This is a genomic window from Capnocytophaga sp. oral taxon 329 str. F0087 (assembly GCF_000213295.2).
Classification (GTDB): Bacteria; Bacteroidota; Bacteroidia; order Flavobacteriales; family Flavobacteriaceae; genus Capnocytophaga; species Capnocytophaga leadbetteri_A.
Map to the genome: position 1 here is coordinate 5902 of NZ_KN390045.1, position 6836 is coordinate 12737.

7 protein-coding genes are annotated in these 6836 nt (G+C 38.0%); all 7 read right to left on the reverse strand.

Translation table 11 applies throughout. The features are described from left to right. The coding region (locus tag HMPREF9074_RS10200) for an NAD(P)/FAD-dependent oxidoreductase (RefSeq protein ID WP_034540610.1) at positions 1 to 616 on the reverse strand (616 nt) is incomplete at its 3' end. 47 nt (positions 617 to 663) lie between these two features. Beyond that, a complete protein-coding gene (locus tag HMPREF9074_RS10205) occupies positions 664 to 3048 on the reverse strand; it encodes an efflux RND transporter permease subunit (protein ID WP_009392961.1) in 2385 nt (794 codons plus the stop codon). 77 nt (positions 3049 to 3125) lie between these two features. Beyond that, the gene (locus HMPREF9074_RS10210) at positions 3126 to 4094 is read right to left on the reverse strand and encodes a polyprenyl synthetase family protein (RefSeq protein WP_009392962.1); all 969 of its coding nucleotides are present in this window, start codon (positions 4092 to 4094) and stop codon (positions 3126 to 3128) included. A 12-nt stretch (positions 4095 to 4106) separates the two neighbouring features. Further along, a complete protein-coding gene (locus tag HMPREF9074_RS10215) occupies positions 4107 to 4628 on the reverse strand; it encodes an NUDIX hydrolase (RefSeq protein ID WP_009392963.1) in 522 nt (173 codons plus the stop codon). Continuing rightward, positions 4612 to 5532 (reverse strand): tRNA (adenosine(37)-N6)-dimethylallyltransferase MiaA, encoded by a 921-nt coding sequence (gene miaA / locus HMPREF9074_RS10220; RefSeq protein ID WP_009392964.1) that lies wholly within the window; start codon positions 5530 to 5532, stop codon positions 4612 to 4614. The genes HMPREF9074_RS10215 and miaA overlap by 17 nt, the downstream gene beginning before the upstream one ends. Continuing rightward, positions 5505 to 6428 (reverse strand): ion transporter, encoded by a 924-nt coding sequence (locus HMPREF9074_RS10225; RefSeq protein WP_009392965.1) that lies wholly within the window; start codon positions 6426 to 6428, stop codon positions 5505 to 5507. Before HMPREF9074_RS10225 ends, miaA begins: the two co-directional genes overlap by 28 nt. A gap of 3 nt (positions 6429 to 6431) precedes the next feature. Continuing rightward, positions 6432 to 6836: alpha/beta hydrolase (locus tag HMPREF9074_RS10230; protein ID WP_034540613.1), on the reverse strand; the 405-nt coding region annotated here is incomplete at its 5' end.

Consider the following 6836-nt stretch of genomic DNA (forward strand, 5'->3'; position numbering starts at 1 on the left):
CTTGTCCATCTATCAGATAAATATCACCTAAATCATCAAAAGTAAGCTCAGGATAGTCCTTACGCATAATATTTTGCTTCATTTCAGCAAAAATCCCTGATAGTTCTACTCCTGTAGGTCCAGCTCCTGCTATAGCAAATGATAGTAGTTTACGGCGTTGTTCTTTATCTTGAGTACGGGTAGCACGTTCTAATCGGGTATAAACTAAATTTCTGAGCATCAGTGCATCGCCTACTGTTTTCATTGGCATTGCTTTCTCTTCTACTTCTTTATTACCAAAAAAGTTTGATTCTGCTCCCGTAGCCATTACTAAAATGTCGTACGAAAGTTCTCCATTGCTTAGTATAAGTTTGTTTTCTGCAGGTATTACTTCTTGCAAAGAAGCCATTCTAAAGCGTGCATTCTTATATTTGCGCAACAAACGGCGAAAAGGATAAGATATAGATGATGGCTCCATAAAGCCTGCTGCTAATTGGTATAAAAGAGGTGGAAAGAAGTTATAGTTGTTCATATCCACCAAAGTAATATGGTATTTACCTGAGCGGTTTAGCTCTTTCACAAGCTCTAATCCTGCAAAACCACCCCCTACTATTACGATATGTTTTTTATTTTCCATAATGATTATTTTTACTTTTATGACTAATTTGTCGATTGACAAATTAACTAATTTTCTTCTTCTTTGGGGAAAATCTCTATTTGAGGTTCTTTAAAAGTTTCTTTATTTGAAATATGTCGCTCTAATGACAGTAATAAACTCGGCAAAAGCAATAGGTTCGTCATCATAGCAAAGAGTAACGTAGCCGAGATAAGCCCTCCTAAGGCTTTAGTGCCTCCAAAACTTGAAAGCAGAAATACTGAGAAACCGCAAAGCAATACTATAGAGGTATAAAACATACTTACCCCTGTCTCTCTTAGGGCTGCATACACCGATTTGCTTATCTTCCAATTGCGGGCTACGAGCTCTAAGCGATATTTAGCTAAGAAGTGTATAGTATCATCTACCGAAATACCAAAAGCTATGCTAAATACTAATATAGTTGATGGCTTAAGTGGTATGCCCAAATAGCCCATTAACCCTGCTGTGATAAGCAGTGGCAAAAGGTTAGGTATAAGCGAAATGATAATCATTTTCACTGAGCGGAACATATAGGCCATTATAAGTGCGATAAGCACTATTGCCAAGGCAAGCGACCAGATTAGGTTGGTTGCCAAATAGCTCGTCCCTTTAGTAAACAAATAGGCTTTACCTGTTATTTTTAGCTCATATTTATCGCTGGGGAAAAGTTTCTGGGCTTTAGCATAGATATTCTCTTCTATCTGTTGCATTTTCTCAGTACCTATATCTTTCATAAAAGTAGTAATACGCGCGGTTTGGGCGGTACTATCTACATAGGCTGACAGCATACTCGCATTGCCTTTTGAATTTTTAATGTACGAAAGAATAAAATTCTGTTCTTGTGTAGTTGGCAGACTGTAGTATTTCGGATTACCATTGTAGTATGCCTGTTTAGCATACTTCACCAAATTCACTACTGATAGGGGCTTCGAAATCTCTGGTATCTCCTCTATATGCGCACAAAGCTCATCTATGCGTTTTAAGGTGGCAAGTTTGGTTACTCCGTTCTTTTGTTTAGTATCTACAGTTATTTCTAAAGGCATAATACCCCCGAAATTCTTCTCAAAATAACTTATATCATCAAAGAATGTTGCCGATTTAGGCATATCTTCTATCAAGCTACCCGATATTTTTATCTTATAAATACCTATAATACTGAGTATCAAGAGTACCAAAGCTGTGGTAAAAACGGCTATACGATGATGTTTTACGGTATTTTCAATAAATTTTATAAGTCCTCCTATCCAGTTGCGAGACAAATGGCGCAAGTGTTTTTCTTTAGGAATGCTCATATAACTGTAGATAATAGGTATCAGCAGTAGTGAAATCAGAAATATAGAAAGCACATTGATAGAGGCTATAATACCAAACTGCTTGAGCAAAGTACTTTCTGTAAAAATAAAGGTAGCAAAACCGATAGCTGTAGTCAGGTTTGTCAATAGCGTAACATTCCCTACATTTCTAATCACTCTAATAAGTGATTTAGCTTGGTTGCCGTGTTTGCTAATTTCTTGTTGATATTTATTGATGAGGAATACACAGTTGGGTATGCCTATCACTATCACCAAGGGTGGTATAAGCCCCGTAAGTATAGTGATTTCGTAGTCAAATAGTCCCAGAAAACCAAATACCCACATCACTGCTACCGACACCACTCCCATAGAGATAAACATCGCCCTAAAGGAACGGAAGAAAAAGAAGAATATAAGAGAGGTAGAAATCAGGGCAGCTGCTATAAAAAGTCCTATCTCGTCCATTATATTTTGGGCACTTAGGGTGCGTATATATGGCATCCCCGAGGTGCGTACCTTTAGTCCTGTGCGTTGCTCAAATTTTTCAACTATCGGAATAAAGTCATTAAGAATGAAGTCTTTACGTGCTTTAGTATTTACAATTTTCTTATTCATATACACCGCTGTCTGCAGTGTTTTGCTCTTAGCATTATAAATAAGTCCTTCGTAAAATGGCAGTTTTTCTATAAGTACTTGTCTTATACTGTCTGCTTGTGCTTGGTTTTTAACCTCTCCTTCTATAAGTTTATGAGTTACCAAGCGTTGTTGAGCAGTATCTTTAACTAATATGGGCAGATTGTTAATCGAAATAACCGCATCTATCTGCTTGTATTTCTTAAGTTCATTACTGAGTTGTATCCACTCATTTAATATCTTTGGAGTATAAATTTTATCATCATCAATAGCCAATAATATCAAATTGCCTTCCTCTCCAAATTTAGATAGGAATCGCTTGTACTCCACATTCACAGGGTGGTCATCAGGCAACATATTCGCTTCAGTAAATGTAAAGCGAATATTTTTCCACTGCAATGCCAAAAAACCTGTAATTAAGGCTATTATGATTAAAAATGTGATTCTATTTCGCAATATTAAGCCAGCTACTGCATTCCAAAAGCTCGCTTTTACCCATTTAAACATTTATATTTTCACTTTAAATATTAGGGTGCAAAAGTACGAAATAATAAATAATTAACAAGAGAATATCTCACATTTTTTTACACCTTCCTATTCATCAATTCTAAAGCAAACTGCTTCAAATAAGCGCGTTTTTCATCACTTATAGTTATGTGCTCCAATAAGTTAAGAGCTTCATCAGTAGTGCGTGTTATCTCGTCTCTCACAGCCTCAGCAGCTCCTGTTTGCCTAAATAGTTGGGTCACTATAGCTATTTTTGCATCATTTTCTTCTGAGGTAGTATATTGTGCTATCAATGTGTTGCGTTGTGCCTCATCAGCTAAGTCTAAAGCTTTTAAATAGAGTATTGTTTTTTTATTTTCAAGTATATCTCCTCCTATTTTTTTACCAAAAGCCTCATCACCAAAAGTATCTAAATAATCATCTTGCAGCTGAAAAGCAAGCCCTATAGTCACCCCAAAATCATATATAAGACGCTGATTTTCAATAGAAGCTCCTGCTATAATAGCTCCCATCTGCAAGGCAGCTCCTACTAATACCGCTGTTTTATAACGTATCATTTGCAGGTATTGGGGTATACTCACTTGGGCTTGGGTCTCAAAGTCCATATCCCATTGTTGCCCTTCACACACTTCTAAAGCTGTTTTAGAAAACAGTTTAGCAAGAGCTGCAAAAGTGTCTGGAGGATAACTATCTAATAGACAGTAAGCAGAAATCAGCATCGCATCACCAGAGAGTATAGCTATATTGCTATTCCATTTTTGGTGTACAGTAGCCTTTCCTCTCCTCAGAGAAGCATTGTCCATTATATCATCGTGTACAAGCGAAAAATTGTGAAACACTTCTACCGCAGCAGCTGCCGGAAGTGCTTTGCGGTAGTCGCCTCCAAAGAGGTCTGCTGCTATAAGTGTCAGTACAGGGCGCAAGCGTTTGCCCCCTAATTGCAATATATAATCTATAGGTTCGTATAGATTTCGCGGTTCTTTTACAGCTATTGAAGTTTTCAGATGAGCTAAAAATTCTTCCCTATAATGATTGATACTGTTCATTTCTCGTCCTTTTTAAAGTTCTCCTACTTTTAGTTGTTGAATAACGGTTCTCACCGACACAAAACCTATCTGTTCTTCGGGTATTTCATTCAGTGGAAACCATTGCAGAGCTTTAATCTCATCAGGTGCCACTATATGCACTTGCTCTCCAGCCAATCGGCATTCAAAAAATATATCCATTGTGCGGTAGGGCACTTCTTTATATAAATAATTATTAGGAAAAGTAGTAATAAAACGCAATTGCGAAGGACTTATTTGCATTCCCATCTCTTCCAACACTTCACGACAAGCAGCTTCTTGCGCAGTCTCATTAGGGTCTATAAACCCACCTGGCAAATCTAATTTTCCTTTGTCAGGGTCCATATTCCGTACTGTAAAAAGTACTTTATCTTCATACCTAAATACTACGGCTACAGCTGCAGCTATATTGTGAAAGTAGGTAAAACCACAATCGTGACATAAAAATCGCACATTATTCGGGAATTCTGTATTCGTAGAAGTACAGTTGGGGCAATGCTTAAATATTTTCTCCATTGTATATTGTCTTTTTGATAATTTCTTCTATAGGAGTCTGGTAGTCAAACCATTGTATCCTCTCATCTCTGTTAAACCACGTGTACTGACGCTTAGCAAAACGGCGTGTATTTTTCTTTATCTCTTCTATAGCAAATAGTAGTGAATGCTTTCCTTCCCAAAAATCAAATAGCTCTCGGTAGCCTACTGTCTGTAGGGCATTTAGCTGTTTGTAGGGCAATAACTGCTGCGTCTCTATCAGCAGTCCTTCTGCTAACATTTGCTCTACCCTATCGTTTATTCGCTGATATACTATTTCTTTGTCAGCTGTTAGCCCTATCTGAAGAGTTTCAAAATCCCGACTTACATTTTTCTGTTGCAAAAAAGATGAATAAGGCTTTCCAGTAGCTATACACACCTCCAAAGCACGTATCATACGATGCGGATTCTGAGTATCTACCTTTGCGTAATGCTGTGGGTCTAATTCTTTTAACTGAGTCTGTAGTACCCCAATACCCTCTGACTGATACGAAGCGTTAAGCGTTTCTCTTATATGCTCATCTACTGTCGGAAAGTCATCTAATCCATCTATTACAGCCTTCACATACAAGCCGCTACCCCCGACCATCACTACCACCTCGTGTGTTTCAAAAAGGTTATGGAGAAGGGTAAGGGTATCGCGCTCAAAATCTCCTACCGAATAAGGCTCAAAAATACTCTTATGCTGAATGAAATGGTGCTTTATAAGGGCTTGTTCTTCAGCAGTAGGTACTGCCGTGCCTATATGCATTTCTCTAAAAAACTGACGCGAGTCGCACGAGATAATTTCTGTGCCGAAATGCTGTGCCAAAGCTATAGCTAAACGGGTTTTACCTATGGCAGTAGGTCCTACTATTGTCAGAAGTAATCGTTTTTTTCGGGACATTTGTCTATCTGTTTTTTTAATGGAGCTCCACAAGATGAACAGTAATTAGCTCCCTCTAAATGGCTCGAATTATTACATTGGTGGCAAATAACTTTTTCAGTATGCTTATCAGCTAAAAGTTCTTTTTGCTGACAGCGCTGCTCTTCCTTTAGTATATTAGCTCTCGATACACGACTATATTCAGCGGTTACTATACCCGTAGGCACAGCTACAATGCCATAACCCAATATCATTACTAACGAAGCTATCATTTGCCCCAAAGTAGTTGCAGGGCTTATATCACCATAACCTACCGTGGTAAGAGTTACTATACACCAGTAAATACTGCGTGGAATGCTAGTAAATCCGCTGTGTTCATTCTCTACCACATACATCAGCGAACCCAACAGTATAGATATTACAAACACAAAATAGATAAAAACAAGAATCTTATTCTTACTGGTGCGTAGTGCCAACTTTAGCTCTTCTCCTTGGTTCATAAAGCTCACCAAGTCTAATATCCTAAAAATACGCAGTAGCCTAAGGGCACGTACTACCGAAATAGCTTTCGTACTCGGGGTGATAAAGGACAGGTACATAGGCAAAATAGCTATCAAGTCTATAATGCCATATATACTAAATATGTAGCGATAAGGCTTTTTATTGCTAATAATACGCAATATATACTCCATTGTAAAGAAGATAGTTATCACCCACTCCATAAACACCAATAAGCCGTGTAGTCGGTGGTCTATTCCTTTTACAGTTTCGAGCATTACCATCACTACACTTATAAAAATAAGTGCTAATAGCACAAGGTCAAAAAGCTTACCTAAGCGTGTGTTAGTACCATAAATAATAACATACGCCTTGCGCTTAAAAAGCTCATATTTTTCCTTAAATTCTTTTTTATCCATAAATTACTGCTGAGTAAGCCACTCACGGAAAGAATAGAAATTTTGTGGCGAAACACCGTGCCCCACAAGGAACTCTTCATAACGGCACTTCACACCTATGCTATCAAGTATTACAGGGGTTTGTCGTGCCCATTCTACCGGAATTACTTGGTCACTTGAGCCGTGCGATATATAGAAATGAGTCATAGAGTGGTGTTCTTTCTCATAACCTTCTTTTATAATATCTTTATTTAGATACCCACTTAGGGCTATCACATTGCGTATTTTTTTAGGATACGAAAGGGCTACCGCCATACTCAATATACTCCCCTGACTAAATCCTAATAGGGTAACATTGCGTGTATCTAAGTCATACACACGGCAGGCCTCTTCTATTGCTTGCATTATCAAATCTCTTGACTCTATTGC

What these genes read in the sequence shown, in the direction of transcription:
- HMPREF9074_RS10225 (WP_009392965.1), bottom strand. Translation starts at nt 6,428, where the DNA reads ATGGATAAAAAAGAATTTAAGGAAAAATATGAGCTTTTTAAGCGCAAG.
- miaA (WP_009392964.1), bottom strand. Translation starts at nt 5,532, where the DNA reads ATGTCCCGAAAAAAACGATTACTTCTGACAATAGTAGGACCTACTGCC.
- HMPREF9074_RS10205 (WP_009392961.1), bottom strand. Translation starts at nt 3,048, where the DNA reads ATGTTTAAATGGGTAAAAGCGAGCTTTTGGAATGCAGTAGCTGGCTTA.
- HMPREF9074_RS10215 (WP_009392963.1), bottom strand. Translation starts at nt 4,628, where the DNA reads ATGGAGAAAATATTTAAGCATTGCCCCAACTGTACTTCTACGAATACA.
- HMPREF9074_RS10210 (WP_009392962.1), bottom strand. Translation starts at nt 4,094, where the DNA reads ATGAACAGTATCAATCATTATAGGGAAGAATTTTTAGCTCATCTGAAA.